The sequence below is a fragment of the Amycolatopsis sp. NPDC021455 genome, from assembly GCF_040640995.1.
Lineage (GTDB): Bacteria > Actinomycetota > Actinomycetes > Mycobacteriales > Pseudonocardiaceae > Amycolatopsis.
Genome location: NZ_JBFACT010000004.1, coordinates 168,661 through 194,224, shown reverse-complemented (window position 1 = coordinate 194,224; position 25,564 = coordinate 168,661). Strand labels below are relative to the sequence as shown.

Genomic DNA, 25,564 nt, shown 5'->3' with positions numbered 1-25,564 from the left:
TTCCTCTCACCGACAAGAGGATCGCAGGCGACCGCCTACCGGTTCAGGCCGGGCCGAGCAACGCGATCGAGGCTCGCACCGCCAGCTCGGTGACATCACCGGCCCGGCCGCCGTCCTCGACGGTTGTCGCGATCAGCTCGCGCAATCCACCCAGGAGCATGATCGCCAGCTGGCGCGAAGGTGGGCTGATGCCCTCCGCGCGCATCTCCGCCGTGTCCGTCAGGCGCTGCGTCATCGCGATGAACCCCTCCATCGCGTCGCGCTGCAGGTTGCGGGCCGGGGCGCCCAACGCGGGGACGTCCCTGATCCAGCTCAGCGTGATCGCCGGCTCCGACTCCGCGCACGCGATCCACGTCTCGATCGCCTGGCGTACCTGGTCTTTCCACGGCGCGCGCGGATCCACCGCCTCGGAGATCTGCCGGATCATCGAGGCGTTCGCCTCGGCCAGCAACGCGATCAGGCACTCTTCGCGGCTGGAGAAGTGCTCGTAGAACGTCCGGCGGGACGTGCGGGCCCGGCGGACGATGTCGGCGACCGTCGTGTCGCGGAAGCCGCCGGAGGTGATCGACGCGGCCAGGCCGTCCAGCAGCCGCTGCCGATGCCGGCGGGTGTCGACGTCCACGGCAGTCACGTTATACACCTCCTCTTGAAACCTGATGGTACACCGGCGTACCGTGGCGGCGGTACGCTTGCGTACCACCTCTGGGAGGGTCGATGACGACCGTGACAGTGACGCTGCCACCGGGGCCCACTGCGCCCCGCGCTGTCCAGGGCGCCTACGCGCTCACGCAACCCCTGCGCGGCATGCGGCGGCTCAAGCAAAAGTACGGCGACGCCTTCACGGTGAACGTGCCGATCTTCGGCAACGCCGTCGTGATCAGCGATCCCGCGGAGATCAAGCAGCTGTTCACCTCGGGACCCGACCTCGTCGACAACCTCGAGGTCAACCTCGGACGCGTGCTGGGGCCGCGGTCGATGTTCGCCCTCTCCGGCGAGGAACACCGAAGGCAGCGCAAGCTCCTGGTCCCGCCCTTCCACGGACGACGGCTCGCGGCCTACGAGAAGATCGTCGAAGAGGAGACCCTCCGCGAACTGGCGAGCTGGCCCGAAAACAAAGGCTTCGCGACGCTGCCGTCGATGATGCGGATCACCCTCAACGCCATCCTCCGCGCAGTCTTCGGCGCCGAAGGGGCCGAGTTCGCCGAGCTGCGCGAGCTGCTGCCGCCGTTCGTCACCCTCGGCTCCCGGCTGGCCGTCCTGCCGATAGGCAAGAAGGGCCGATTCAACCCCTGGCGCCGCTTCGAGCGGATGCGCCGTGAGTACGACGCGATCGTCGACCGGCTCATCGCCAAAGCCCGCGCCGAAGAAAGAGACGACGTCCTGTCGATGATGCTGCGGACCCGCTACGACGACGGGTCGGGACTCACCCGGGAAGAGATCGGCGACCAGCTCCTCACCCTGCTCACCGCCGGGCACGAGACCACGGCGACCACGCTGGCCTGGGCGGTCGAGCGTCTCCGCCGCCATCCCGCGCTGCTCCGAGAACTGCAGGACGACGACGGAAAACTCCTCGACGCGACGATCCTCGAGGTCCAGCGCACCCGCCCGGTCATCGACCTCACCGCCCGGCAGGTCAAGCAGGACGGCTACCGCCTCGGCCGGTGGACGCTCCCGAAGGGCTACGCGGTGCTCGTCAGCATCGCGCTGGTCCACGACGACGACACCGTCTTCCCGCACGCGGCCACCTTCGACCCGCACCGCTTCGCCGGCGCCCGCCCGGACCTCTACCAGTGGATCCCGTTCGGCGGCGGCACGCGCCGCTGCCTCGGCGCCGCCTTCGCGACGATGGAGATGACCGTCGTGCTGCGCACCCTCCTGCGGGACTTCACGCTGGTACCGACCGAAGAGCCCGGCGAACGCTGGCACTCGCGGGGTGTCGCCTATGCCCCTGCCAAGGGCGGCCGCGCGGTCGTGCGCCGCCGGAGCACCACCGGAGGAGAACAGTGACCGAAGAGATCGCCGACGTCGGCCGCGGGATTTCCCTGGCCTTCGAACGGATCGGGGACAGCGGCGCCGAACCGCTCGTCCTCGTCGCCGGGCTCGGCCAGCAGCTGCACAGCTGGCCGGACGCCTTCTGCGCGCAGCTCGCCGGGCGCGGCTACGAGGTCGTCCGGTTCGACAACCGGGACGCCGGGCGCTCGACGCACCCGCGCTTCCGGCCGCCGAGCCTCTTCGGCATGCTCGCGGGACGGTTTCCCCCGCAGCAGTACGACCTGACGGACATGGCCGCCGACACCGCGGGCCTGTTCGACGCCCTCGACCTCGAGACCGCCCACATCGCGGGCGTCTCCATGGGCGGCATGATCGCGCAGACCACCGCGGCGCTGTACCCGGACCGGATCCGCACCCTGACTTCGATCATGTCGACGACCGGGTCCCGGCTGATCGGCCGCCCGGCGCTCTCGACGTGGCGGCTGATGGGCGCGAAGCCGCCGAAGTCCCGCGAAGAGGCGGTCGAAAGCGCCGTCCGGATGTTCCGCCACATCGGCTCGCACGGCTTCCCGTTCGACGAGGCCTGGGTGCGCGAGACCGCCGGGAAGGGCTGGGACCGCGACCCGACCGCCGGCGGCGTCGGCCGCCAGCTCGCCGCGATCATGAAGTCCGGCAACCGGACGCCCCTGCTGCGGAAGATCACCGCCCCGACACTGGTGATCCACGGCGACCGCGACCGGATGGTCCACCCCACCGGCGGCGCCGCCACCGCCCGGGCGATCCCCGGCGCGCGCCACGAAACCGTCCGCGGCATGGGTCACGACCTGCCCGAAGGCGCGTGGCCCGCCGTCCTCGACCTGATCGACCAGCACGCGAGGAGCAGCGATGTCCCGGCCCCGTAGTGCCGATCCGACCGAAAGCAGGCGGAGACGATCCGCAGCCGATCTGCGCGACGCAACGGTTTCCGCCGTGACTGCCGTCGGATTGGCACGCAAGCGGCACAGCGTCACCGGCCGCCCGGTCGTGATCACCGGCGCGGCGTCCGGCATCGGCCGCGCCCTGGCCACCCGGCTGTCCCGGCTCGGCTCGCCGGTCGCCCTCGCCGACGTCGACGAGGACGGCCTGAAAGCCACCGCGGCCGCGCTCCACGGCAAGGTGCTGACCCGCGTCCTCGACGTCCGCGACGCCGAAGACCAGCTGCGGTTCGCCGCCGAGGTCCGCGAGTGGCTCCCGGCACCCCTATCCGCGGTGTTCAACAACGCCGGGGTCGCGGTGACCTCGACCGTGCTCGACGCGGTGCCCGAGGACGACGACTGGCTGCACGACATCAACTTCCGCGGCGTCGTCCACGGGACACGGGCGTTCCTGCCGATCCTCGTCGAGCAGGGCGAAGGCGCGATCGTCAACACCTCCAGCGTCTTCGGCCTGCTCGGGATGCCGTACCAGAGCGCGTACTGTGCGGCGAAGTTCGCCGTCCGCGGCTTCACCGAATCGTTGCGGCAGGAACTGAGCGGCACCGACGTCCGCGCGATCACCGTGCACCCCGGCGGCATCACGACGAACATCGCGCGCAACGCCCGGATGCGCCGTGACCCCGAAGGGCTGGGGCGCACCAAGGAACAGCTGGCCGCGCAGTTCGAGGCCATGACGATGACCTCGCCGGACAAGGCGGCGGCGATCATCCACGCCGGGGTCGACCGCGGCAAGGCCCGCATCCTGGTCGGCCCGGACGCCTACCTGTTCGACGCGCTCGCCCGCGTCACCCCCACCCACTACAACGCCGTGCTGACCCGCCTCATGCGGCGACGGCGGACGGAGGCCGTGTGACATGACCGAACACGTCGACGTGCTCATCGTCGGCGCCGGGTTGTCCGGCGTCGGCGCGGCCCACCGCCTGCGGACGGCGTTCCCGCGCAAGACGTTCACGATCCTCGAAGCCCGCGACGCGATCGGCGGCACGTGGGACCTGTTCCGGTACCCGGGTGTGCGATCCGACTCGGACATGCACACGCTCGGCTACCGGTTCCGGCCCTGGACCGACGCGAAGGCCATCGCGGACGGCCCGTCGATCCTGCGGTACGTCCGCGACACCGCGGCCGACGCCGGGATCGACCGGTTCATCCGCTTCGGGCACAAGGTCGTCCGCGCCCGATGGTCCACAGAGGACGCACTGTGGACGGTCGAGGCCGTCCACGACGGACAGCCGGTCGAGCTCACCGCGAAGTTCCTCTACGTGTGCAGCGGCTACTACGACTACGACTCCGGCCACACACCGGAGTTCCCGGGCCTGGAGCGGTTCGGCGGCACTGTCGTGCACCCGCAGCACTGGCCCGAGGACCTCGACTACACCGGCAAGAAGGTCGTCGTCATCGGCAGCGGGGCGACCGCCGTGACACTCGTCCCGGCGATGACCGACCGCGCCGCGCACGTGACCATGCTGCAGCGCTCCCCCACCTACATCCTCTCGATGCCGTCGGAGGACGCGCTGGCCAACCGGCTCCGCCGCCTGCTCGGCCCGCGGCTGGCGTACCCGGTCGCGCGCTGGAAGAACGTCGCGGTCAGCACGCTGATCTACCAGCTCAGCCGGCGCCGCCCGGGCGTGGTCAAGGCGCTGATCCGCAAGGCGGCGGCGAAGCAACTGCCGCCCGGCTACGCCGTCGACCCCCACTTCAAGCCGCGGTACCAGCCGTGGGACCAGCGCCTCTGCCTGGTGCCCGACGGCGACCTGTTCCGCGCGATCCGCCGCGGCGACGCCTCGGTCGTCACCGACCGGATCGCCTCCTTCACCGAACACGGACTCCGGCTGCAGTCCGGCGCCGAGCTGGCGGCGGACGTCGTCGTCACCGCCACCGGGCTGCGGCTGCTGGCCTTCGGCGGCATGGAGCTGTTCGTGGACGGCGACCCGGTGAAACTGCCGGAAACCATGGCGTACAAGGGAATGATGCTCAGCGGCGTGCCGAACTTCGCGTTCACGATCGGCTACACGAACGCGTCGTGGACGCTCAAGGCCGACCTCGTCGCCGAGTACGTCGTCCGGCTGCTGCGCCACCTCGACCGGACCGGCCACGACCAGTGCGTGCCGGTCAACGACGACCCGGCGGTCACCGAGCGGCCCCTGCTCGACTTCGACGCCGGATACGTCCAGCGCTCGATCGGCGACTTCCCGAAAGCGGGCTCGCGGGCGCCCTGGCAGCTGGGCATGAGCTACGCGCACGACGTCGTCAAGCTCCGGCACGGCCGCCTCGACGACGGCGCCCTGCGTTTCTCGCGGCGATCGGCGGGAGCGGGCAGACTGACCGCATGACGCTCGGTACCGCACCCGCCAGGGGCCGCTGACATGCACTCCGCGGGACTCGTGCTGCACCCCCGCCGCGACTCGGCGGCCGCCGTCGAAGCCGTCCTCGGCTGGGCGGGCAACCGGGGCATCGAGATCCTCGGCATCGCCGACGAGATCGTCCGGCTGAACTGCGCCGCGGTCGGGGTGACGCCCGAGGAGCTCGGGCGCCGCTCCGACCTGGTGGTCAGCCTGGGCGGCGACGGCACGATGCTGCGGGCCATGCGGCTGGCCGACGGCCAGCGCGCGCCGGTGCTCGGGGTGAACCTCGGCAAGCTCGGATTCCTGGCCGAGGTCGACGTCCCCGACCTGCCCGGCGCGCTCTCGGCCATCGACGAGCACGAGTTCACGGTGGAGCCGAGGCTGGCCGTCGACGCCGTCCTGGACGGACGCCGGATCACGGCGTTCAACGACATCGCGGTGGTCCGGGTGCCCGGCGACGGGAGCGCGGTGGTGGCGGTCCGCGTCGGCGGCCAGCCGTTCGTGAGCTACTCGGCCGACGCGGTGGTCGTGGCGACCCCGACCGGCTCGACGGCCTACAGCTTCTCCGCGGGCGGCCCGATCACCAGCCCGTCGGTCGAGGCGCTGCTGGTGACGCCGGCGGCACCGCACTCGGCCTACAGCCGGGGCGTGGTGCTCTCGGTGCACGACGAAGTCACACTGGAGCTGCTGCCGACCAGCGGGCGGCTGGCGGTCGAGGTCGACGGCCAAGTCGAGGGGTACGTGTCCCCGGGCGACCGCCTGGACCTGCGCGCGCGTCCCAGCGCGGCGCGGGTCGTCCGGCTCGGGATGACGACGTTCTACCAGCGGGCGCGGCGCAAGCTCCGGCTCACCGACTCGGCGGAGATCCCGCAGGACGGCGACCACTGAAGTTCTTTGCGGCGTGGTGTCCTGCGTCACATCGCGAGCGTGTCGGCCATGGTCACGGAATGGTCACGGGTAGCGTCCGCAGCTCCGCCTGAACCAGCCGAGCCGTCCCGGAGTGTTTCACCGCATGCTGTGTCCCGCACCCGTCCGTCCGTCGCTGCGCGCGCGTCTGCTCGTGCCCGGCGCACTGGCCGCCTTCGCCGGCGCCCTCGTCCTCCTCGCCGTGCTGCACCTCGACCGGCGACTCGCTCCCCTCGACCCGGTCAGCACGATGCTGAGCGACTACGCGCTGAGCCCCGGCCGCTGGATGTGGGACGGCGCCCTGCTGCTCACCAGTTCCGGCTCGGCGTTGCTGCTGGTCGCGCTCTACCGCCGTGGCCTGCTGGCGAACCCGGCGCTCGTGGCGGCGAAGGCGTTGTGGTGCGTCAGCCTGCTGGCCGTCGCGATCTTCGCGAAGGACCCGCAGGGCGGCGCGATCACCCCCACCGGCAAGATCCACCTCTACGCCTCGGCCGTGACGTGCCTGAGCCTCCCGATCGTCGGCTGGGCGCTGGGCAGGCGGCACCGCGACGACCCCCGCTGGCGGCGGTTCGCCACCTGGTCGCGCCGCCTCGCGCTGGCCGCGATCCCGTTCTACCTGCCGTTCATCGTCCCGTTCGCGGTCAACGTCGTCCTCGGCGGTCACCTCCCCACGGTGGCGACCGGCCTGGTGGAGCGTCTGATGATGATCTTGGAGATCGCCTTGCTGGCCGTCCTGGGCCACTGGGCCCACCGCGCGATGCCGACCGGCGTCCGGTTCCGGGCGTGATCCAGAGGGTCACGGCTGGTCGCGGGTTCGGTGGAGGAGCCAGTCTCGGGCCGTGCGGATCAGGGCGTAGCGGACCGGGCCCGCGCGGCCGTGCAGCGTGAACAGGATTCGCTTGGGGGTCCGGTCGTGTTCCTCCCACCAGCCCGTGTCGGCCACCTTCTTGGTCTCGTCTTCGTAGGCGAGGTGGTCGAGCGCGTGGTCCGGGACCGCGACCGCCAGCCGGTTTTCCGCGGGATCGGGCGGGAGGCCGCGGGGTACGGCCCAGGACCGGAGGACGCCGTCCTCCTCCAGCCGGAGGTCGAAGTGGTGCCGGGGGCGCCAGTGCTCGTGCAGCACGAAAGCCGGTCGCCGGTCGCTCATGTCAGTGCGCCCGCTCGTGGCTTTCCTCGAGCGAAAGGCCACCCTGCCGGGCTTCGATGATCGACCAGAACCGCGGGCAGCGCACGGGTTCGCCGGCCGGGCACTTCCGTCCGTGCTCCAGCGCGGTGCGCGCCACCTCGATGCGGTGCTGCTGCTCGGCCAGCTCGGCCAGCTTGCGCTCGATCAGGTCCTGGCGCGAAGGCCCCGCGATGAACCGCTCGATCTCGGCCAGCGAAAAGCCGATCTCACGCAGGAAGACGATCATCCCGACGTCCCGCACCGCCGACTCGGCATAACGCCGGCGTCCCGCCGCACGGGCCGACGGCCGCACCAGGCCGAGTTCGTCGTAGTACCGCAACGTGGTCGCCGGCACGCCGGTGCGCTCGGCGAGCTCGCCGATCGACAACGACGTCTGCGTGGGCTCGGACATTGACTTCGAGGCTACTCGAAGTGGTTCGCTCACCCCATGGAGATCGAAGAGAAGGTGCTGGGCCGGCTCCTGCCGTGGTGGGCCCGGCACGGGGGCCTTGCCCAGTTCCACCGGCCGACCGGCGCCGCGGGGCACCTCGCCGGCTGGATCATGGGTCACCGCGAGTCGAACCTCGCCCGGAACCGGTGGGCCGTGGAACTGCTCGACGTCCAGCCGGCCGACCGCGTCCTCGAACTCGGCTGCGGTCCGGGCGTCGCCGTCGCCGCCCTCGCCGCGCGGGCGACCCGGGGCTCGGTGGTCGGCGTCGACCATTCGCCAGTCGTGCTCCGCCAGGCGCGCCGCCGCAACCGGGCCGCCGTCCGGGCCGGGCGGGTCCGCCTGGTCTGCTCCCCCGTCGAAGGCCTGGCCCTCGACGAGGAAGCGTTCGACGCCGCGCTCGCCGTCAACACGGTCGGCATGTGGCCCGAGCCCGCCGCCCGGCTGCGCGAACTCGGCCGGCTGCTGCGCCCCGGCGGGCGTATCGCCTTGGTGTCCCAGCCCCGCATGCCCGGCGTCACCGCGGTGGCCGCCGCCGACGAGCTGACCGGCCTGCTCACCGAGGCCGGGTTCGGGGACTTCCGCGCGGAAACCCTCGACCTCGACCCGCCGGTGGTGTGCGTCCTGGCTAAGTTGGGTTCCTGACGGAGTTCGGGGGGAGGCCGGGTGAGCGTCGCCGGGGGTGTGCTGCCGGTCGCGGCCGCGGTGGCTCTCCTCGTGTTCGCCGTGCGGCTGGCGAACGAGCCCCGGCGGCTCGGCAACGCCGTGTGGCTCGGCGTCGCGCTCCTGCTCACCGCGTTGTGGCTGCTGCGGACGGCGCTGCACCTGGACTGGCTGACGCCGGTGCTGTCCGGGCTGCTCGCGGTCGTGGCGGTGGCCGTCGCGCTGGTGCTGCCGATCGCGTTGCTCTTCAACGGAGTGCGGATGTGGCGGCGGGAGGGTCACCGCGCCGGGAACCTGCTGTCGCTCGGCCTCGGCCTGGGGCTGATCGTGCTGGAGGCGTTGTTCTTCGTCCCGCTCGGCCGGTGGGGCTCGGCGCTGGTGGCCATCGCGGCGGTCCTCGCCTGTTACTTCGGGTTCCTGTTCGTCTCGCTGCTGGTGTATTCCGTGGTGTACAGCCGGATCGGCCGCCGCGGCGGGTTCGACGCGATCATCGTGCTCGGCTGCGGCCTGGACGGCGACCGCGTGCCGCCGTTGCTCGCCGGCCGGCTCGACCGCGCGATCCGGCTCCACCGACGAGAGACCACCCCGCCGCTGCTGGTCGTTTCCGGTGGACGCGGTCCCGGCGAGACGGTCACCGAGGCCGAAGCGATGCACCACTACCTGCGGGAGCACGGCGTACCGGAGGACCTGATCCGGCGGGAAGACCGGGCCCGGACGACGGAGGAGAACCTCCGGTTCTCGGCCGCGCTCCTCCCGGGCGACGCGCGGCAGGTCGTGGCGGTGACCAGCAACTACCACGTGTTCCGGACGGCGGTGGAGTGCCGCCGCCTCGGCCTGCCCTTCCACGCCACGGGCTCCCCGACGGCGCGGTACTTCCTGCCGAGCGCGCTGCTGCGCGAGTTCGCGGCACTGATCCTGCACTACCGCCGGACGACGATCGCGGCGTGCGTCCTCATCGTCGGTGCGGGTCTGCTTTTGACGATCTTCGGCTGAACAGCTCAACGCCGAGACGTATAGGTCGTTATACAGAATCGGCGGCCGCGGCGTGGGTCATCGCGGCGACCGTGCGCTCGAGGCCCTGCTGGACCTCGTCGCCGTCGGCCTCGCGGACGCTGTGCAGCGTCACGGTGATCTCCGAGGACGCCGGGCCGTTTTCGCGGATGCGCAGTTCGCCGTGGTAGTCGTCGGGGCCTTCCGCGCCCCAGGACAGCGAGCGGTCCGCCGGGTCCGTGCGCAACCACGCCTCCCCGGCGACGCGCTCGCCGTGCACCTCGGCCTCGACGTGGACGCTCTCCCCGCCCTTCGGTTCCGCGACCTTCATCTCCGGGAAGTAGCGCGGCAGGTTTTCGGGGTGGCTCAAGAAGGCGAACAGCTCGTCGGCGGGGACGTCGGCGGTCGCGGTGTGGCGGTACTCGGTCATCGTCGGCTCCTCCTCGGTGGTCCGATCGGGGCCGGTTACCCGGACCGGTCCGGCGCAACCGGGCGGAAGTGCATTAAACGGCCGTGTGCGGGGAACCCGGAAACCATGGCGCGCACCGAACCCACGGCACGGGTGCCCAAGCCGGGCCCGGCTCCCGTGCAGGGCATGGGAATGCTCATCGGCCTGCTGTTCCTCGTGCTGGGCGCGTTCGAGCTGATTCCGGGCGTCACCGTCGGCGACGGCCCCGCGCGCGCCCTGTTCGGCGTCTTCGCGGTGTCGACGGCGTGGACGCTCGCGCACCTGCTCACCGGCGCCGCCGCGGTGTTCTGCACCCGGTCGTCCGGCCTGTCGAGCCGGTTCCTCCTCGTGGCCGGTTGCTGCTACATCGTGCTGGGGATCCTGGGACTGCTGCCGCTGCCGAAGGCGTTCGACGACGTCCTGCCGATGAACACCGCCGGGGTGTGCCTGGCCCTCGGCTTCGGCACGGCGATGGTCATCCTCGGGGCGGGCTGGCTCCGGCGCCGGCCGGGACGGCGCCGCTGAGGACGTCGTCCGGCCGTGGGAAGCGGACCGCCACGGCCGTGCCCAGCACCGCGAGGCCGAACAGGACGTAACCGTTCCCGGTGAGCTGCTGGACGAAGTTCCACCGGTTCTCGACCTCGCCGCCGCGCGGCCACCACCACTGCGGCCCGGCGGCGAACAGCACCGCGCCGACGCCGGCCAGGACGGCGAAGCCACGCCGTCGCGTGCGGCGCGCGAGCTCTGCCCAGCCGAGGAGGACGACCACGGCCCAGACCCAGTGGTGCGTCCAGGAAATCGGCGACACCAGCAGCCCGCCGACGGCGTTCAGCCCGAGCGCGACGGTCGTCTCCCCCGCGGCCAGCGCGCGCCGCATGCCCAGCGCCGTCAGCAGAAGCACCACGGCCACCAGCGGCAGCCACCAAGCGGTCCGCGCGTCCGCGGGCACCCCGATCCTGGCCAGCAGCCCCAGCAGCGACTGGTCACCGGCATACGTCGGCTCGCCGACGCGGCCGGTGTCCCACAGGGCGCCGGTCCAGTACCGGACCGAGTCGGCGCCCGCGAGCAGGAATCCCACCGCCGTCGCCGCCAGGAACGTGACGGCGGCGGTCAGCGCGGCCCGGCCGTCGCGGCGGAGCAGGAAGTACAGCACGAACACCGCCGGGGTCAGCTTCACCGCGGCGGCGAGGCCGATCAGCAGGCCACGCGGCCACCGCGGGGTGTCCACGAGGACGTCCAGCACGACGAGCGCCAGCAGCAGCAGGTCGATCTGGCCCGCATACACCGTGCGCAGCACCGGCTCCAGCACCTCGGCCGCCAGCAGCAGCACGGCCACCCGCCGCCAGTCGTACCGCTTGCCGAGCGCGCGCAGCGCCGTCGCCAGGACCAGGGCCAGCACCCCGAGCGTGAGCAGGGTGAGCGTCAGGCAGGCGGCCCAGTACGGCAGCACCGCCAGCGGGGCCAGCAAGATCGCCGCGAACGGCGGGTAGGTGAAGAGCAGGGACTGGCCGTCACCGGTGGGCGGCAGCGTGCCGTAGAGCGCCTGGCCGTGCAGCAGCGCCGCCGAGCCGAGCCGGTAGACGTCGAGGTCGACGCGATAGGCCGGGAACCGCACGCGGCCGTCGTTGTACGACACGAGCAGCACCACCAGCACGAGCGCGTGGGCGCCCACCAGCACGTACTTGTTCCCCAGCCAGCGCCGCACCCCTCGTCCCCCTCCGGTCACCATGGGCATTCTGTCGGATCCCGGCTCCGGCACCATCCGGGTATCCCCCGGGTTCGACCCCGGGAAAACCGGTTGCCGCCCGTGTCACCCTGGGCGCATGGGGACTCCGGGCGGCTTCGCCTACGAAACCGACGAACGCGGCACGGTGACGATCACCCACCACGGCCGTCCGGCCGGGACGCTGCGCGGCAACGCCGCGGCCCGGTTCCTGGCCGCCGTGGCGCGGGGTGACGACCAGCAGCTGCTGATGGCCCGCGTCACCGGCAACTACAAGCACGGCAACGAACGCCGGGCGCGCGAACACCCGCGCAACCGCGGACGCTGACTTTCTCCACCGTTCGGCGCAAGCGGCAGGACCGGATGGGTTAGCATCTCGCTCCGTGCCGACCTCGCCAAAAATTCACGCCAATCCCAACATCGGTTTCGCGTGGCTGAGGATGATCGGCGCGATCACGGTCATCGTCGACCACAGCATGCCCCTGCTGCACCCGCAGCGGCTGACGATCTTCCCCGCGTCCTGGCACATGTCGCCCGGCTACATCGCGCTGATGGGCTTCTTCGCCATGAGCGGCTACCAGATCCAGGACAGCTGGGCGCGCGACCCGTCGTGGTGGCGGTTCGCCGCGCGGCGGCTGCTGCGGATCATGCCGCCGCTGGTCGTGGTGCTGCTGGTGACGGTGTTCGTCATCGGTCCGCTGGTCACGACGTGGCCGGCGCACGACTACTGGACGCACATCCAGACGTGGCGCTACCTGGTCGGCACGACCGTGCTGTTCTACATGCAGCACGACCTGCCCGGCGTGTTCAGCGGCAACCCGTACCCGTTCTCGGTGAACGGCGCGATCTGGACGCTGCCGATGGAGATGCTCGGCTACGGGCTGGTCCTCGTCGTCGGCGTGATCGTGCTGATCGGCGTGCCCCGCCTGGTCCTGTTCCTCGTCCTCGGCGGCATGGTCTACACCGACAGCGTGCTGCGGGCGACGTTCGAGTACCACGGCGCGGGCGGCTCGCTGCTGGTCGTGCCGATCGGGTCGACGGTGTCGTTCCTGGTCCCGTTCGTCATCGGGATGGTGCTGCACGCCTACCGCGACCGGATCCCGCTCAAGCCTTGGGTGGCGCTCGTGCTCTTCGCCGCTTACCTGGGGTTGAGCCAGACGCCGGCGAGCCGGTACGCGCTCGCGCTGAGCGCGGCCTACGGCGCGATCACGCTCGCGACGCACTGGCCGCGGAGGCTGGAAGCCGCCGGGCCGTACGTCTACGGCAGCTACGGCACCTACATCTGGGGTTTCCCGATCCAGCAGCTGCTCATCCTCGCCGGGGTGCGGCAGGTGTGGCTGCTGATCCTGCTGGCCGTGCCGGCCGCCTACCTCGTCGGGCAGCTGTCGTGGAACTACGTCGAAAAGCCGACGCAGCGGCTGCGCCGGCACCTGCGGCCACCGGCCCCGGTGCGGCGGCCCGTGCCCGCACCGCCGGTGGTGCCGGCCACGGCGGCCGCCCCGCTGCGGAGATCTTGAGGCATGCTGGCGCCGTGACCTACGACGTGCGGAAGATCCGCGAGCACTTCCCCGCGCTGGACGGCGGCGCCGCCCACTTCGACGGACCCGGCGGCTCGCAGGTCCCCGACGTCGTCGGCGAGGCGGTGGCCGCGACGCTGTGCGCGGCGATCGCCAACCGCGGCGTCGTCACGGCGGCCGAGCGCCGGGCCACCGCGGTGGTCGCCGAGGCCCGGCAGGCGGTCGCGGACCTGCTCGCCGCCGACCCGGCCGGTGTGGTCTTCGGCCGCAGCATGACCCAGCTGACGTACGACTTCTCCCGCACGCTGGCCCGGAGCTGGGGGCCGGACGACGAAGTCGTGGTCACCCGCCTCGACCACGACGCGAACATCCGGCCGTGGGTCCAGACCGGCGCGACCGTGCGCTGGGCCGACTTCGACCCCGCGACCGGCGAACTCGCGCCGATCGGCCCGCTGCTGTCGGACCGGACGCGGCTGGTCGCGGTGACGGCGGCGTCCAACCTGCTGGGCACCCGCCCGGACATCCCGGCGATCGCGGCAGAAGTGCACGAAGCGGGCGCGTTGCTGTACGTGGACGGCGTGCACCTGACCCCACACGCGGCGGTCTCCCTAGGGGACCTCGGGGCGGACTTCTACGCGTGCTCGCCGTACAAGTTCCTCGGGCCGCATCACGGGGTGCTCGCGGCGGCGCCGGCGTTGCTCGAGACGCTGCACCCGGACAAGCTGCTGCCCTCGACCGACGCGGTCCCGGAGCGGTTCGAGCTGGGCACGTTGCCCTATGAGCTGCTGGCGGGGACGACGGCGGCGATCGACTTCCTCGCCGGGCTGGTGCCGGGTACGGGCTCGCGGCGCTCGCGGCTGGTGGGGTCGATGGCGGCGTTGGAGGCGCACGAGAACGCGCTGCTGGCCCGCCTCGACGCCGGTCTGGCCACTCTTCCGGGCGTGACGCGGTACGGCGCGCCGGAGCGTCATCGGACCCCGACGGTGTTGTTCTCGGTCGACGGAGTTTCTTCGCAGGCGGTGTACGAACATCTCGGCTCGGTCGGGGTCAACGCCCCCGCGGGGAGCTTCTACGCGATCGAGTGTTCGCGGCACCTGGGCCTGGGCGACACGGGCGCGGTGCGCGCGGGGATCGCGCCGTACACCACGGAGGAAGACGTGGACCGCCTGCTCGCCGGACTCGAGTCCCTCCCCCGCGGCTGAGCGCGGCACCGCATGTCCTGAACGACTCGTTCAGGACACCGGACGTCCTGAACGAGTCGTTAAGGACACCGGGCGGGGTGGCGAGCCAGGACTTCTCCCGGCTCGCCACCTCACCTCACGGTGCCGGCGCGTAGCCCGACGGGCGGGCCGTGAACGTGCCGCGGCCCTGCGTGCGGCTGCGCAGGCGGTTCGCGTAGCCGAACAGCTCGGCTAGGGGGACCGTCGCCGTCACCACCGCCGTGCCCGCCCGGACGGCCGAGCCGGCCACGCGGCCCCGCCGGGCGGCGAGGTCGCCGAGCACGCCGCCGACCGCGTCGGCCGGCACGGTCACCACGACTTCGGCCACCGGCTCGAGCAGCCGCAGGACCGACGCGCGCAGCGCTTCCCGCAGGCCGAGCCGTCCCGCCGTCCGGAACGCCAGGTCCGACGAGTCCTTCGGGTGCGTCGCCCCGTCGGTCAACGTCACCCGCAGGCCCGTCACCGGGTGCCCGCCCAGCGGTCCCTCGGCCAGGGCGTCGCGGCAGCCCGCCTCGACCGCGCGGACGTATTCGCGCGGCACCCGGCCGCCGACGACCGCCGAGGTGAACTCGAACCCGTCGTCGGCCGGCGCGACGTCCAGGACCACGTGGGCGAACTGGCCCGCCCCGCCGTCCTGCTTGACGTGGCGGTACACGAACCCCGTCACGCCGCTGACGACCGTCTCGCGGTGCGCCACCGAAGGACGGCCGACCGCGACGTCCAGCTGCAGCTTCTTCACCGCCACCTCCAGGTGCAGCTCGCCCAGCCCGGACAGCACCGTCTGCCCGGTCTCCGGGTCGGTCCGCACGACCAGCGACGGGTCCTCCTCGGCCAGCCGGGCCAGCGCCGACGTCAACCGCTCGCCGTCGCCCGCCCGCCGGGCTTCGACGGCGACCGAGACCACCGGGTCCGCCGTCACCGGCGGCTCCAGCAGCACCGGATCGGCGGGCGCGCAAAGGGTGGCGCCGACGCGCGCCGCCTTCGGCCCGGCCACCGCGACGATGTCGCCGGCCACCGCACTGTCGACTTCGGAATGCCGGTCGGCCTGCACGCGCAGGACCCGGGCGATCCGTTCGGTGCGGCCGGTGCCCGCGTCCCGCACCTGATCCCCCTTCCGCAGCGTGCCCGAGTACACCCGCAGGGACGTCAGCCGTCCCGTGGCGGTCGAGACGACCTTGAACACCAGCGCGGCGAGCGGCGCGGCCGGGTCCGCGGGCCGGTCGGGCCGCACCGGCCGGACGTCCGCCGGCGACGGCAGGTACGCGACGACGGCGTCGAGCAGCGGCTCGATCCCGCGGTCGCGGTAGGCCGCCCCGCACAGCACGACGAGCCCGTCGCCGCTGAGGGTCAGCTCCCGCAGGGCCTTCTCCAGGGTCTCCGCCGAGATCGTGCCGGTGGCGCAGAACTCGTCGAGGGCCACCGGGTGCAGCTCGGCGACGGCCTCCTCCAGCGCCCGGCGACGGCGGCGGGCCTCGGCGACGAGGTCGTCCGGCACGTCCTGCGGGCGCAGCAGGTCGACGACGCCGGCGAAGCCGTCCTCGCGCCCGATCGGCAGCTGCACGACCAGCGGTGCCGGGTGCAGCCGCGCCCGGATCGAGGCGACGGCGGCGTCGAGGTCGGCGCCCGCGCGATCGAGCTTGTTGACGAAGGCGATCCGCGGGACGCCGTACCGGTCAGCTTGCCGCCACACGGTTTCGCTCTGCGGCTCGACCCCGGCCACGGCGTCGAACACGGCGACGGCGCCGTCGAGCACCCGCAGCGACCGCTCGACCTCGCCGGTGAAGTCGACGTGGCCGGGCGTGTCGATCAGGGTGAGCCGGTGGCCGTCCCACGTGCAGCTGACGGCGGCGGCGTAGATGGTGATGCCGCGGTCGCGTTCCTGCGGGTCGAAGTCGGTGACGGTGGTGCCGTCGTGGACCTCGCCCTGCTTGTGGGTGGCTCCGGCGCGGTGGAGGATCCGTTCGGTGACGGTGGTCTTGCCCGCGTCGACGTGGGCGAGGATGCCGAGGTTGCGGACGGTGGACAGGGAACGCATGATGCGGTCCTCCGTGGATCAGGAGGTGATCGGGACGGCGCGATTCCCCGCGACGCCGTGCGTCCACAGTGGAGGGAGCAGGGGGGTCACGGGTTCCGGTGCGGGCCGCGCGGCCGGCACCGGGCGTCCGGGGACACCAGGATCACCTCGGACCGCGACCGGGGAGCGACAGCGACGCGGTGACGCACGGCCGTCTCCCTTCGTTCGACGCGGTGTGGTGGTTCCGGGGCAGCGTAGCGGCGCCCGAAACGCCCGCCAACGGGTTTTCGCGGGGCATCACCCGTGTCCGAAGAGGCATCACGCGTGATTGAGCGGGCATCACGCGTGACTGGCGGGGCATCGCCGTGATGCCCCGCCAAGCACGCTTGTGTCCCTTCCGGACACGGGTGATGCCCGGTTCCGCACGGACGACCGGAGTCCGTCAGTTCCCGGCGTGCCCGGCCGCGAGCTGCACCGCCGATTCGAGGTCGTTCACGCGCGGGAAGCCGCGGTCGCCGAGGTGGTCCCAGCCCGGGCCGGCCGTGCCCACCGCGCGGCCGAGGCCGCGCACCCGGTCGGCCAGCAGGTCGTCGGCCGTCGAGGGCGTCATGGACCACAGCAGCACCAGCACCGGGTCGAGCCGGGCCGCCAGCTCCGCCAGCGTCTCGGCCGGGACCTGCCGGCCGGCGTAGGCGACCGGGACCCCGGCCTCGGCCAGGGTCGCCCGCAGTGCCTCCATCGGCAGGGAGTGCCGTTCGGCGGGGCAGCAGGCCAGCAGCACCGGGCGGGCCGGCACGGCGGCCGGGAACCGGCGGCTGAACCGCTCGAACGCCAGCGACATCTCCGCCGTCAGCGCCCACTCCGGGGCGAAACACGGGTCGCCGCGCTGCCAGCGGTCGCCCAGGCCGCGCAGCACCGGCGCCAGGACGTCGGTCCAGGCGGCGGCCGGGCCCAGGCTGCCGAGGGTCTCGTCGAGCAGCCCGGCGAGCGAGGTGTACCGGAGGTCCTCCGCGGCGTCGGCCAGCTCCCGCACCCGGTCGGCCGCCGGCACCGCGGGCTCGGCGGACGGCCGGCCGCCGAACGCCGCGGCCGCCGCTTCCCGCACGGGCATCCCCCGCGCGATCAGCCGCTGCATGTGCCGGAGGCGGTCGACGTCGGCGTCGGAGTACCGGCGGTGCCGTCCGGCGGCGGGCGGGCCGATCCCGTACCGCGCGCTCCAGCTGCGCAGGGTCACCGGCGACACGCCGAGCAGCTCGGCGACCTTGCCGGGCGCCCACGCTCCCGCGGCGGGCGGCGCGTCGTTCTCGGGTTCCACCGTGCCCTTTCGCCTCGAGGACCGCGAATCGCCGCAGTTTAGCGATACCCATGCCGGCCGATCGGCGGAGACACGCAGCCCCCGCCCCGGTGAGTCGACCACTGCGCGGGGTGAGACGGCTGTTCGCCGTCCTCGCCGCCGTGCTCACCACCGGCGCGCTCAGCGTCCCGGCCGCCCACCCGGACGTTCACGATCACCGCCATCGTCCGGCCGGAGATCGCCCACCGGTGCGGCTACGCCGGCCAGTCCCACCTCGATCGCGGCTTCCGCGCGCTCACCGGGTGCACCCCGACGGACTTCGCGCCCTGACCGGCGCGTCCGGGTCCCGGCGGCGGCCGTGACGGAAAACTCGCGAGATTCCCCTGGACGCCAGACTGCACCACGGCCCGTCGAGGCCCTAGGGTTCGCATCATGAAGGTCGGCTTGCTCACCCGCGAATACCCGCCGGAGGTCTACGGCGGCGCCGGGGTCCACGTGGAGTTCCTCGCCCGGGAGTTGCGGCCGCTGGTCGACCTCGACGTGCACTGCTGGGGCGCCGACCGCGCGGACGCCACCGGGCACACCGATCCGCACGGCTACCGCCAGCCCGCGTTCACGACCATGGACATCGCCGTGTCGATGGCGAACGCCCTCGAAGGCCACGACCTCGCGCACAGCCACACCTGGTACGCGAACCTGGCCGGGCACCTGGCGAAGATGACGCACGGCATCCCGCACGTCGTCACCGCCCACTCGCTCGAGCCGCTGCGGCCGTGGAAGGCCGAGCAGCTCGGCGGCGGCTACCGCGTCTCGTCGTGGATCGAGCGCGAGGCGTACGAGGCCGCGGACGCGATCGTCGCCGTCAGCGGCGGCATTCGCCGGGACGTCCTCGCCGCCTATCCGGCGGTGCCGCCCGAGCGCGTGCACGTGATCCACAACGGCATCGACACCACCCTCTACCGCCCCGACCCGAACACCGGCGCGCTGGCCAAGCACGGGATCGACCCGGACCGGCCGTACGTGCTGTTCGTCGGCCGGATCACCCGGCAGAAGGGCGTCCCGCACCTCGTCCGGGCCGGCGCCGCGCTGGACCCCGGTGTCCAGCTCGTGCTGTGCGCGGGCGGCGCCGACACCCCCGAGCTGGACGCCGAGTTCCGCGGGCTGGTCGCCGAGCTGGAGAAGACCCGCACCGGCGTCCGCTGGATCCCCGAGATGCTGCCGCGCGACGAGGTCGTGCAGCTGCTCACCCACGCCGCGGTGTTCGCCTGTCCGTCGGTCTACGAGCCGCTCGGCATCGTGAACCTCGAGGCGATGGCGTGCGGCACGCCCGTGGTGGCCAGCGACGTCGGCGGCATCCCCGAGGTCGTCGACGACGGGCGCACCGGGCTGCTGGTGCACTACGACGAACAGGACCCGCAGGGGTTCGAGGCGGGCCTGGCCGCCGCGCTGAACGAAGTGGTCGGCGCCGGGGACCGGGCCGCCGCGATGGGCAACGCCGGCCGCGAGCGCGCGGTCGGCGAGTTCGGCTGGAAGGCGATCGCCGAGCGGACGGTCGCCCTCTACGAGGCGTGCGGGAGGTCGTCGTGAACGGCGAATGCCATGTCCTGGGCATCGTGCTCGCGGGCGGGGAAGGCAAGCGGCTGATGCCGCTGACCGCCGACCGCGCGAAACCGGCGGTGCCCTTCGGGGGCACGCACCGGCTGATCGACTTCGTGCTCTCGAACCTCGTGCACGGCGGGATCCGCCGGCTGTGCGTGCTGACGCAGTACAAGTCGCACTCGCTCGACCGGCACATTTCCACCACGTGGCGGCTGTCGTCGCTGACCGGCGAGTACGTCACGCCGGTGCCGGCGCAGCAGCGGCTGGGCCCGCGCTGGTACCAGGGCAGCGCGGACGCCATCCACCAGAGCCTCAACCTCGTCCACGACGAGAACCCCGAGTACATCGCGGTGTTCGGCGCCGACAACATCTACCGGATGGACCCGCGGCAGATGCTCGACGCGCACATCGCGTCGGGCGCGGGCGTCACCGTCGCCGGCATCCGCGTCCCGCGGGAGGAGGCGAGCTCGTTCGGGGTCATCCGGACCACCGACGGGCTGATGATCGACGCGTTCATGGAGAAGCCGGCCGACCCGCCGGGCCTGCCGGACTCCCCCGACGAGGCGTACGTGTCGATGGGCAACTACATCTTCACCACCAAGGTGATGCTGGAGGCCCTGTACGCCGACGCCGAAAACGCCGCTTCGCACCACGACATGGGCCGCGACATCATCCCGGCGCTGGTGAAGTCGGGCGAGGCCGCGGTCTACGACTTCAACACGAACGTCGTGCCCGGCGAGACCGAGCGCGACCACGGCTACTGGCGCGACGTCGGGACGATCGACAGCTACTACGAGGCGCACACCGACCTGATCTCGACGCACCCGATCTTCAACCTCTACAACCGGAAGTGGCCGATCCTGGCCCACCCCGGTCAGCGCGCGGCGGCGAAGTTCGTCGAGGGCGGCTCGGCCAACCAGTCGATCGTCAGCAACGGCTGCATCATCTCCGGCGCGCAGGTCGTCGACTCGGTGCTCTCCCCCGACGTCATCGTCGAGCAGGGGGCGGTGGTCCAGGGCTCGGTGCTGCTCGACGGCGCCCGCGTCGGCCGCGGCGCGGTGGTGCGGCGGGCGATCCTGGACAAGAACGTCGTGGTCCCGGCGGGGGCGCACATCGGGGTCGACCTGGCCCGCGACCGCGGCCACTACCACGTCAGCGAGGGCGGGATCGTCGTCCTGGGCAAGGGGGAACGCGCGATCTGAAGACGGGCTAGCGGGCGGCGGCGGAGATGCGCTCGACCACCTGGCGCGGGTCGATGCCCCAGCGTTCGGCGAGCTCCGAGATCGACGCTCCCGCCGCGTACTCGGCGGCGATCATGCTGTTGACGACGCCTGCCACGGTTCACTCCTCGGGCCCGGGTGCACGAGCACCCGGGATGCTACATGTTCGTCGCGGACGTCGAGCAAAGTGCCACACGTCAGCGGGGCGCCACGCCGCGATGCCGCGGCCGATGGCCTCGGGCAGGAACGCCCTGGCCGAGCCACGCACGTCCGGTCCGCTCACCGCCCGGTTTTTCCCGGCTCGCGCGCCGTATTCTGGGTATTCGCCCGCGTCGCGCTGAACACGGCGTCGAAGATCGGCGTCGGCTCACCCTCGTCGCGCTCCGGCCCCTCGTCCGCCGGGGTGCGCTTTTCCTCTCCCACGCGCCCAGTTTCGGCGAAGCCGGCCGATTTCGCTCGGGCAGCACCGAAATTCGCCCACCCGGGGGATCACCCGCTCGTGCACCGTTTCCACCCGTTTCCGGAAGATCAAAAAAGATTCGGGACCGGCCATTTCCCCGTGCGCCGGGAATAAACCCCGGCACGCCGGGATTGCACCCCGGCATGAAAGCAGTGATCTTCCGCCGCCACGGCGGCCCCGAGGTGCTGTCACTGACGGAGCGGGACGTCGCGAACCCCGGCCCCGGCGAGGTCCGCGTCCGGATCGTGGTGTCCGCCGTCAATCCCACCGATTGGAAGGCGCGCAGCGGCATGCGTGCCGAGCCCGGGGCCGAGATCCCCGAGACGGTGCCCAACCAGGACGGCGCCGGGGTGGTCGACGCGGTCGGCCCGGACGTCACCGGCTTCGCGCCCGGCGACCGCGTGTGGCTGCTGCTCGCGGGCGCGTACGGGCCGTCGTCCGGCACCGCGCAGGAGTACACCGTGCTGCCGGCCGCGAAGCTGGTCCGGCTGCCCGACGGCGCCGGCTTCGACGAGGGCGCCGGCTTCGGCATCCCGGCGCTGACCGCGCACCGGGCCCTCACCGTGGCCGAGGACGGACCGGCCCGGCTGGCCCCGGGCGCGCTCGACGGCCGGACGGTGCTGGTCAGCGGCGGCGCGGGCGCGGTCGGCAACGCCGCGATCCAGCTCGGCCGCTGGGCCGGGGCGACGGTGATCGCCACGGTCAGCTCCGACGAGAAGGCCGCCCTCGCCCGCGCGGCCGGCGCCCACCACGTCGTCCGCTACCCCGACCCGGACCTCGCCGCCCGGATCCGCGAGGCCGCGCCCGGCGGTGTGGACCTGGTCGTCGAAGTCGCCATGGGGGTCAACGCGAAACTGCACACCGAGGTGCTGCGCCCCCGCGGCACGGTCGCCGTCTACGGCAACGACCGCGGCACCGGCACCGTCAGCCTGGACTTCGGGCCGAATCTGATGCTGAACACGCGTTACCAGTTCCTGGTGCTCTACACCGTGGGCGAGGACAAGCTCCGCGCCGGCGCGGAGGACGTCAACGACGCCCTGGCCGACGGCGCGCTGCGGCTGGGCGAGGACCACGGCGTGCCGATCCACCGGTTCACCCTGGAGGACACGGCGAAAGCACACGCCGCCTCGGAGGAAGGCATCACCGGCAAGGTCCTGATCGACGTCACCCCGGCCGGCTGAAATGCCGTGAAGGCCTCCTTACCGGCCATAAAAGCCGGTAAGGAGGCCTTCACGGACTTGGGACGCGGCTGAGGCCCGGCAAGCCGATCTCGTCGTGCAGGGCGCGGCCCGCGCGCCGGTGATGCTCCGCCTCCGGGTGCCGGTCCAGTGCGGCGCCGAGGCCGAGCAGGGCGCGGGCCTCCTGGGCGCGATAGCCGATCCGGCGTGCTGTCGTGAGAGCGAGGCGGTAGGCGGACGCCGCCGACGCCGGGTCGCCGAGGGCGAGAGCGGCCGCGCCGAGGCTGTTGGCCGCCATCGTCAGCAGCAGCGGGTGGTTGAGCTGCCCGAGGATGGCGCACGCGCGCTCGGCGTGCGCGTGCGCCTCCGCCGGGCAGCCGTCCGCCAGCAGCACCTCCGCCGCGTCGATGCGGCTCCACGCCTCCCCGAACGCGTAGCCCGCCTCGACCGCCGCGCACACCGCCTTCTCCGCCACCTCCCGGGCTTCCCCGAGCCGGCCGAGCCGGGCGAGCACCAGGCCGAGCTGCGCGGTCATCAGGATCGCGCCGTCGCCGTCGCCGAGTTCCTCGCGGATCGCCCGGGCCCGCGCCGCCGACGTCAGCGCGTCTTCGTACTGCCCGAGCACCTCCTGGGCGTTGCTGAGGTTGCCCCACGCCAGGCACGCGACGGCGTGGCTGCCGGTCTCCCCGGCCAGTACCAGGGCCTGCCGGTAGAGCCGGATCGCGTCCGGATAGCGGCCGAGCATTCCGTGGAGCGCGCCCATCCGGGCGAGCGACGCCGCTTCGGCCGCGCGGTCGCCGCACTCGCGGACCAGGCGCAGGCGCTTCGCGTTGGTCTCGACGGCCTCGGCGAGCCGCCCGCTCTCCCAGTGCGCGATCGTGAGGTTCGCCAGGCTCTGCTGGCGGGCCTGCGGGTCACCCAGCCGGTCCGCGGCCCGGGCTCCCGCGCGGGCCAGTGCCGTGAGCTCGTCGCGGTGCCCCCGCTCGCGCAGCGCGGCCACCGCACGGTCGGCGATGCGCCGGACGTGCTCGTCGTACCCGCCGAGCGCGGTGACGGCGACCAGGTTGGCGCGCTCGGCGGCGAAGGAGAACTCGCCGTCGCGGTAGTGGTCCAGGAGCCGGTCCAGCGCCGCCGCGGCTTCGTCCGGGTCGGCCACCTCCCGCGCGTGCTCGGCGATCAGGTCGTGGAAGCCGTAGCGTTCCGGCGCGGGCTGCCGGAGCAGGTGCGCGTCGAGCAGGTCCTCCAGCAGCCGCTCGGCCTCGGTGAGGTCCGTGCCGTACAGGGCCGCCGCCGCGGCCGCGGCGAAGTCACCGCCCGGATGGCAGCCCAGCACCCGGAACATGCGCCGCTGGGAAGCCGTCAGATCGCGGTAGGACAGCGCGAACGCCGCCGCGACGTCGCGGCCGCCCGCGCGCAGCTCCGCCAGCCGCCGCCGCTCGGAGCCCAGCCGCGCCACCAGGTCGTCGACCGTCCACAATGGACGTGACTGCAGCCGGGCGGCGGCGATCCGCAGCGCGAGCGGCAGGTACCCGCACAACCGCGCGACGCCCGCGCCGGGCCGTCCCCCGGCCGCGGCCGTGAACAGGGCCTCGGCTTCGGAGGGCGGCAGCACGTCCAGGCCGAGTTCGAGCGCGCCGTCCACCGCGGCGAGCCGGCGCCGGCCGGTCACCAGCACCCCCGCACCCCGGTCGCCGGGCAGCAGGGGCACCACCTGGTCCGCCGAGCGGGCGTTGTCCAGCACGACGAGCAGGCGGCGCCCGGCCACCCGCGACCGCCACAGCGCGGCGCGTTCGTCGAGCCCGTCCGGCTGGCGGCTCGCCGGCACGCCGATCTGCAGCAGCAGGGCGGAAAGCGCCGCCTCGGCCGGCAGCGGGTCGCGGCCCGGCGTGTGGCCGTGCAGGTCGACGAACAGCTGCCCGTCCGGGAAGTCCCCGGCTGCCTGGTGCGCGACGCGGACCGCGAACGCCGTCTTGCCGACCCCGGCCATCCCGTCGGCCACGACCGGCCGCCCGGCACGCAACGCCTCGAGCGCGCCGGACACCTCGGCCGCGCGCCCGGTGAAGTCCGGGACGTCGTACGGCAGGAAGCAGCGGCCGGGGGTGGGCTCGTCGTGGAGGAGTTCCTCGTAGATCGCCCGCAGTGGCGCACCGGGCTCGATGCCGAGCTCGCCGGCGAGCCGCCGTTTCGCGCGCTGGTAGGCGTTGAGCGCGTCGGCCTGCCGCCCCGCCCGGTGCAGCGCGCGCATGAGCAGCCCGACGAGTCCTTCGCGCAGCGGGTGCTCGGCGACCAGCGCGGTCAGCTCCGCGACGGCGTCACCGTCCCCGCCGTCGACCTCGGCGGCCAGGCACTGCTCCAGCACGGCCAGCCGCCGCTCCTCCAGGCGCTCGGCGTCCGGGCGCAACGCGGCGCTGTCCACCCCGGCGAGCGCGGGCCCGCGCCAGCAGTCCAGGGCCTTCCGGTACTCGCCGCGCGCGGCGTGCTCCTCGAAGGCGTGGAGGTCGAACTCGCCCGGCCGCAGCGTGAACCCGGGCCCTTCGGCGGTGAGGACGTCCGTCCCGGCGCCGGCCGCGACGAGCGCGCGCCGCAGGGCGGTGGTGAGGTTGCGGACCTGCCGCACCGCGGTGGCCGGGGGTTCGCCGTCCCACACGACGTCGACCAGCCAGGACACCGGCACGACGCGACCGGCGCCGAGCAGCAGCGCCGCCAGGATGCGTTCCTGGCGCGGCCCGGACGGCCCGATCGGCCGTCCGTGGCCGAGCACTCGCACCGGACCCAGGACGCGGAACTCCATGACTCACCCCGCGGGCGAGGTTAACGGGCTTCCCCGCGGCGCCGGTGCGGAAGTGATGCAGCTGTGATGCGCCGCCCCGGCAGCCTGCGAACCGGTCCACGAGGAAGGGAAACCAGATGCGCAAGTGGGGTTACGCGGCCTTGGGCACCGCGCTGGCGGCGGCGGTGCTCGGCACCCCGGTCGCCTCGGCGGCCGGCGAGCAGGCGGCGGGCGGGCAGCAGGAGTGCCGGCGGGCGTTCGACCACGCCGTGTGGGAGGACATGGACAGCTACAACAAGCGCGACGCCGCCCGCTACCGCGCGATCATCCACCGCGACATGGTCACGGTGGGCCGCCGGGGCCAGGTCATCATCGGCTACGACGCGAACGTGAACCCGGTGCTGGAGCAGTTCAAGGTGCCCTACGAGTTCTCGATGCCGTGGACGGTGACGCACACCGTCGTCGAGGACTGCAAGATGGGCTACGCGATCCTCGACGCGCACTACCTCGAGCCGTCGCACGACATCGACCGCCACTTCACGATCAGCCTCACGCTGGTGCGCGACCACGGCCGGTGGCAGGTCGTGAAGGACACGGTCACCGACGTCGTCGCCTGAAGCGTGCCAGGCGCCGGGCTGGGG

At 73.0% G+C, this 25,564-nt stretch carries 26 protein-coding genes; 16 read left to right on the top strand and 10 right to left on the bottom strand.

Features of this window, described 5'->3' with window-relative positions; translation table 11 throughout:
* Positions 1-43: 43 nt before the first annotated feature.
* Positions 44-631 carry a helix-turn-helix domain-containing protein gene (locus AB0G28_RS08325; protein ID WP_361084662.1) on the bottom strand — a complete coding sequence of 196 codons (588 nt, stop codon included), beginning with the start codon at positions 629-631 and terminating at the stop codon, positions 44-46.
* 83 nt (positions 632-714) lie between these two features.
* Here AB0G28_RS08325 and AB0G28_RS08320 point away from each other — a divergent pair, with 83 nt between their 5' ends.
* The 6 genes from AB0G28_RS08320 (at position 715) to AB0G28_RS08295 (ending at position 7,001) form a co-directional block, all read left to right on the top strand.
* The gene (locus AB0G28_RS08320) at positions 715-2,007 is read left to right on the top strand and encodes a cytochrome P450 (RefSeq protein ID WP_361084659.1); all 1,293 of its coding nucleotides are present in this window, start codon (positions 715-717) and stop codon (positions 2,005-2,007) included.
* Complete coding sequence (locus tag AB0G28_RS08315) at positions 2,004-2,894, top strand: alpha/beta hydrolase (protein ID WP_361084656.1); 891 nt, start codon at positions 2,004-2,006, stop codon at positions 2,892-2,894. The genes AB0G28_RS08320 and AB0G28_RS08315 overlap by 4 nt, the downstream gene beginning before the upstream one ends.
* 67 nt (positions 2,895-2,961) lie before the next feature.
* The gene (locus AB0G28_RS08310; protein WP_361084654.1) at positions 2,962-3,819 is read left to right on the top strand and encodes an SDR family oxidoreductase; all 858 of its coding nucleotides are present in this window, start codon (positions 2,962-2,964) and stop codon (positions 3,817-3,819) included.
* 1 nt (position 3,820) lies between these two features.
* On the top strand, positions 3,821-5,296 hold the full coding sequence (locus AB0G28_RS08305; protein ID WP_361084651.1) for an NAD(P)/FAD-dependent oxidoreductase: 1,476 nt from the start codon (positions 3,821-3,823) through the stop codon (positions 5,294-5,296).
* Positions 5,297-5,329: 33 nt separating this feature from the next.
* Entirely contained in the window at positions 5,330-6,196 is an 867-nt protein-coding gene (locus AB0G28_RS08300; protein WP_361084648.1) for an NAD(+)/NADH kinase, read from the top strand.
* Positions 6,197-6,320: 124 nt separating this feature from the next.
* The gene (locus AB0G28_RS08295) at positions 6,321-7,001 is read left to right on the top strand and encodes a DUF998 domain-containing protein (RefSeq protein WP_361084645.1); all 681 of its coding nucleotides are present in this window, start codon (positions 6,321-6,323) and stop codon (positions 6,999-7,001) included.
* Between the two features lie 9 nt (positions 7,002-7,010).
* Here AB0G28_RS08295 and AB0G28_RS08290 read toward each other — a convergent pair whose 3' ends face one another.
* Together AB0G28_RS08290 and AB0G28_RS08285 are read right to left on the bottom strand one after the other, a co-directional pair.
* Positions 7,011-7,361 carry a DNA polymerase ligase N-terminal domain-containing protein gene (locus AB0G28_RS08290; protein WP_361084642.1) on the bottom strand — a complete coding sequence of 117 codons (351 nt, stop codon included), beginning with the start codon at positions 7,359-7,361 and terminating at the stop codon, positions 7,011-7,013.
* A 1-nt stretch (position 7,362) separates the two neighbouring features.
* A complete protein-coding gene (locus tag AB0G28_RS08285; protein ID WP_361084640.1) occupies positions 7,363-7,791 on the bottom strand; it encodes a MerR family transcriptional regulator in 429 nt (142 codons plus the stop codon).
* A gap of 36 nt (positions 7,792-7,827) precedes the next feature.
* On the opposite strand from AB0G28_RS08285, the gene AB0G28_RS08280 reads away from it, so the two are divergent.
* Both AB0G28_RS08280 and AB0G28_RS08275 read left to right on the top strand, forming a co-directional pair.
* Positions 7,828-8,472, top strand: a complete 645-nt coding sequence (locus tag AB0G28_RS08280; RefSeq protein WP_361084637.1) for a methyltransferase domain-containing protein — start codon at positions 7,828-7,830, stop codon at positions 8,470-8,472.
* 21 nt (positions 8,473-8,493) lie between these two features.
* The gene (locus tag AB0G28_RS08275; RefSeq protein ID WP_361084635.1) at positions 8,494-9,483 is read left to right on the top strand and encodes a YdcF family protein; all 990 of its coding nucleotides are present in this window, start codon (positions 8,494-8,496) and stop codon (positions 9,481-9,483) included.
* A 28-nt stretch (positions 9,484-9,511) separates the two neighbouring features.
* On the opposite strand, the gene AB0G28_RS08270 is transcribed toward AB0G28_RS08275, so the two are convergent.
* Positions 9,512-9,910, bottom strand: a complete 399-nt coding sequence (locus AB0G28_RS08270; RefSeq protein WP_361084632.1) for an SRPBCC family protein — start codon at positions 9,908-9,910, stop codon at positions 9,512-9,514.
* A gap of 105 nt (positions 9,911-10,015) precedes the next feature.
* Between AB0G28_RS08270 and AB0G28_RS08265 the strand changes: the two genes are divergently transcribed.
* The gene (locus AB0G28_RS08265) at positions 10,016-10,453 is read left to right on the top strand and encodes a DUF4383 domain-containing protein (protein WP_361084629.1); all 438 of its coding nucleotides are present in this window, start codon (positions 10,016-10,018) and stop codon (positions 10,451-10,453) included.
* On the opposite strand, the gene AB0G28_RS08260 is transcribed toward AB0G28_RS08265, so the two are convergent.
* Positions 10,404-11,654, bottom strand: a complete 1,251-nt coding sequence (locus tag AB0G28_RS08260) for a glycosyltransferase 87 family protein (protein ID WP_361084626.1) — start codon at positions 11,652-11,654, stop codon at positions 10,404-10,406. The two genes, AB0G28_RS08265 and AB0G28_RS08260, sit on opposite strands and share 50 nt — an antisense overlap.
* A gap of 97 nt (positions 11,655-11,751) precedes the next feature.
* Here AB0G28_RS08260 and AB0G28_RS08255 point away from each other — a divergent pair, with 97 nt between their 5' ends.
* The 3 genes from AB0G28_RS08255 to AB0G28_RS08245 are packed head-to-tail and all read left to right on the top strand — an operon-like array spanning position 11,752 to position 14,370.
* On the top strand, positions 11,752-11,979 hold the full coding sequence (locus tag AB0G28_RS08255; protein ID WP_361084623.1) for a hypothetical protein: 228 nt from the start codon (positions 11,752-11,754) through the stop codon (positions 11,977-11,979).
* Positions 11,980-12,034: 55 nt separating this feature from the next.
* Positions 12,035-13,168 (top strand): acyltransferase, encoded by a 1,134-nt coding sequence (locus AB0G28_RS08250; RefSeq protein WP_361084620.1) that lies wholly within the window; start codon positions 12,035-12,037, stop codon positions 13,166-13,168.
* Between the two features lie 14 nt (positions 13,169-13,182).
* Positions 13,183-14,370 (top strand): cysteine desulfurase-like protein, encoded by a 1,188-nt coding sequence (locus tag AB0G28_RS08245; RefSeq protein WP_361084618.1) that lies wholly within the window; start codon positions 13,183-13,185, stop codon positions 14,368-14,370.
* 115 nt (positions 14,371-14,485) lie between these two features.
* Here AB0G28_RS08245 and fusA read toward each other — a convergent pair whose 3' ends face one another.
* Together fusA and AB0G28_RS08235 are read right to left on the bottom strand one after the other, a co-directional pair.
* Entirely contained in the window at positions 14,486-16,423 is a 1,938-nt protein-coding gene (gene fusA / locus AB0G28_RS08240) for an elongation factor G (protein WP_361084615.1), read from the bottom strand.
* 421 nt (positions 16,424-16,844) lie between these two features.
* The gene (locus AB0G28_RS08235; protein ID WP_361084612.1) at positions 16,845-17,717 is read right to left on the bottom strand and encodes a MerR family transcriptional regulator; all 873 of its coding nucleotides are present in this window, start codon (positions 17,715-17,717) and stop codon (positions 16,845-16,847) included.
* 411 nt (positions 17,718-18,128) lie between these two features.
* Here AB0G28_RS08235 and glgA point away from each other — a divergent pair, with 411 nt between their 5' ends.
* The gene (gene glgA, locus AB0G28_RS08230; RefSeq protein WP_361084609.1) at positions 18,129-19,283 is read left to right on the top strand and encodes a glycogen synthase; all 1,155 of its coding nucleotides are present in this window, start codon (positions 18,129-18,131) and stop codon (positions 19,281-19,283) included.
* Positions 19,280-20,497 carry a glucose-1-phosphate adenylyltransferase gene (gene glgC, locus AB0G28_RS08225; RefSeq protein WP_361084606.1) on the top strand — a complete coding sequence of 406 codons (1,218 nt, stop codon included), beginning with the start codon at positions 19,280-19,282 and terminating at the stop codon, positions 20,495-20,497. The genes glgA and glgC overlap by 4 nt, the downstream gene beginning before the upstream one ends.
* A gap of 7 nt (positions 20,498-20,504) precedes the next feature.
* Here glgC and AB0G28_RS08220 read toward each other — a convergent pair whose 3' ends face one another.
* Positions 20,505-20,633 carry a hypothetical protein gene (locus AB0G28_RS08220; RefSeq protein WP_361084603.1) on the bottom strand — a complete coding sequence of 43 codons (129 nt, stop codon included), beginning with the start codon at positions 20,631-20,633 and terminating at the stop codon, positions 20,505-20,507.
* Between the two features lie 161 nt (positions 20,634-20,794).
* Positions 20,795-20,938 carry a hypothetical protein gene (locus tag AB0G28_RS08215; protein WP_361084600.1) on the bottom strand — a complete coding sequence of 48 codons (144 nt, stop codon included), beginning with the start codon at positions 20,936-20,938 and terminating at the stop codon, positions 20,795-20,797.
* A 180-nt stretch (positions 20,939-21,118) separates the two neighbouring features.
* Between AB0G28_RS08215 and AB0G28_RS08210 the strand changes: the two genes are divergently transcribed.
* Positions 21,119-22,156, top strand: coding sequence for an NADPH:quinone reductase (locus tag AB0G28_RS08210; protein ID WP_361084597.1), 1,038 nt, complete (start codon positions 21,119-21,121; stop codon positions 22,154-22,156).
* 49 nt (positions 22,157-22,205) lie between these two features.
* On the opposite strand, the gene AB0G28_RS08205 is transcribed toward AB0G28_RS08210, so the two are convergent.
* Entirely contained in the window at positions 22,206-24,944 is a 2,739-nt protein-coding gene (locus AB0G28_RS08205; RefSeq protein ID WP_361084594.1) for a BTAD domain-containing putative transcriptional regulator, read from the bottom strand.
* A gap of 116 nt (positions 24,945-25,060) precedes the next feature.
* Between AB0G28_RS08205 and AB0G28_RS08200 the strand changes: the two genes are divergently transcribed.
* Positions 25,061-25,540 carry a hypothetical protein gene (locus AB0G28_RS08200; RefSeq protein ID WP_361084591.1) on the top strand — a complete coding sequence of 160 codons (480 nt, stop codon included), beginning with the start codon at positions 25,061-25,063 and terminating at the stop codon, positions 25,538-25,540.
* The last annotated feature ends 24 nt before the right edge of the window (positions 25,541-25,564 follow it).

Bases quoted from the DNA above. Each gene is read 5' to 3' on its own strand.
- AB0G28_RS08205 (WP_361084594.1), bottom strand. From the start codon at position 24,944: ATGGAGTTCCGCGTCCTGGGTCCGGTGCGAGTGCTCGGCCACGGACGG.
- AB0G28_RS08290 (WP_361084642.1), bottom strand. From the start codon at position 7,361: ATGAGCGACCGGCGACCGGCTTTCGTGCTGCACGAGCACTGGCGCCCC.
- glgA (WP_361084609.1), top strand. From the start codon at position 18,129: ATGAAGGTCGGCTTGCTCACCCGCGAATACCCGCCGGAGGTCTACGGC.
- AB0G28_RS08255 (WP_361084623.1), top strand. From the start codon at position 11,752: ATGGGGACTCCGGGCGGCTTCGCCTACGAAACCGACGAACGCGGCACG.
- AB0G28_RS08300 (WP_361084648.1), top strand. From the start codon at position 5,330: ATGCACTCCGCGGGACTCGTGCTGCACCCCCGCCGCGACTCGGCGGCC.
- AB0G28_RS08265 (WP_361084629.1), top strand. From the start codon at position 10,016: ATGGCGCGCACCGAACCCACGGCACGGGTGCCCAAGCCGGGCCCGGCT.
- AB0G28_RS08200 (WP_361084591.1), top strand. From the start codon at position 25,061: ATGCGCAAGTGGGGTTACGCGGCCTTGGGCACCGCGCTGGCGGCGGCG.
- AB0G28_RS08305 (WP_361084651.1), top strand. From the start codon at position 3,821: ATGACCGAACACGTCGACGTGCTCATCGTCGGCGCCGGGTTGTCCGGC.
- AB0G28_RS08320 (WP_361084659.1), top strand. From the start codon at position 715: ATGACGACCGTGACAGTGACGCTGCCACCGGGGCCCACTGCGCCCCGC.
- AB0G28_RS08210 (WP_361084597.1), top strand. From the start codon at position 21,119: ATGAAAGCAGTGATCTTCCGCCGCCACGGCGGCCCCGAGGTGCTGTCA.
- fusA (WP_361084615.1), bottom strand. From the start codon at position 16,423: ATGCGTTCCCTGTCCACCGTCCGCAACCTCGGCATCCTCGCCCACGTC.
- AB0G28_RS08285 (WP_361084640.1), bottom strand. From the start codon at position 7,791: ATGTCCGAGCCCACGCAGACGTCGTTGTCGATCGGCGAGCTCGCCGAG.
- AB0G28_RS08280 (WP_361084637.1), top strand. From the start codon at position 7,828: ATGGAGATCGAAGAGAAGGTGCTGGGCCGGCTCCTGCCGTGGTGGGCC.
- AB0G28_RS08295 (WP_361084645.1), top strand. From the start codon at position 6,321: ATGCTGTGTCCCGCACCCGTCCGTCCGTCGCTGCGCGCGCGTCTGCTC.
- AB0G28_RS08270 (WP_361084632.1), bottom strand. From the start codon at position 9,910: ATGACCGAGTACCGCCACACCGCGACCGCCGACGTCCCCGCCGACGAG.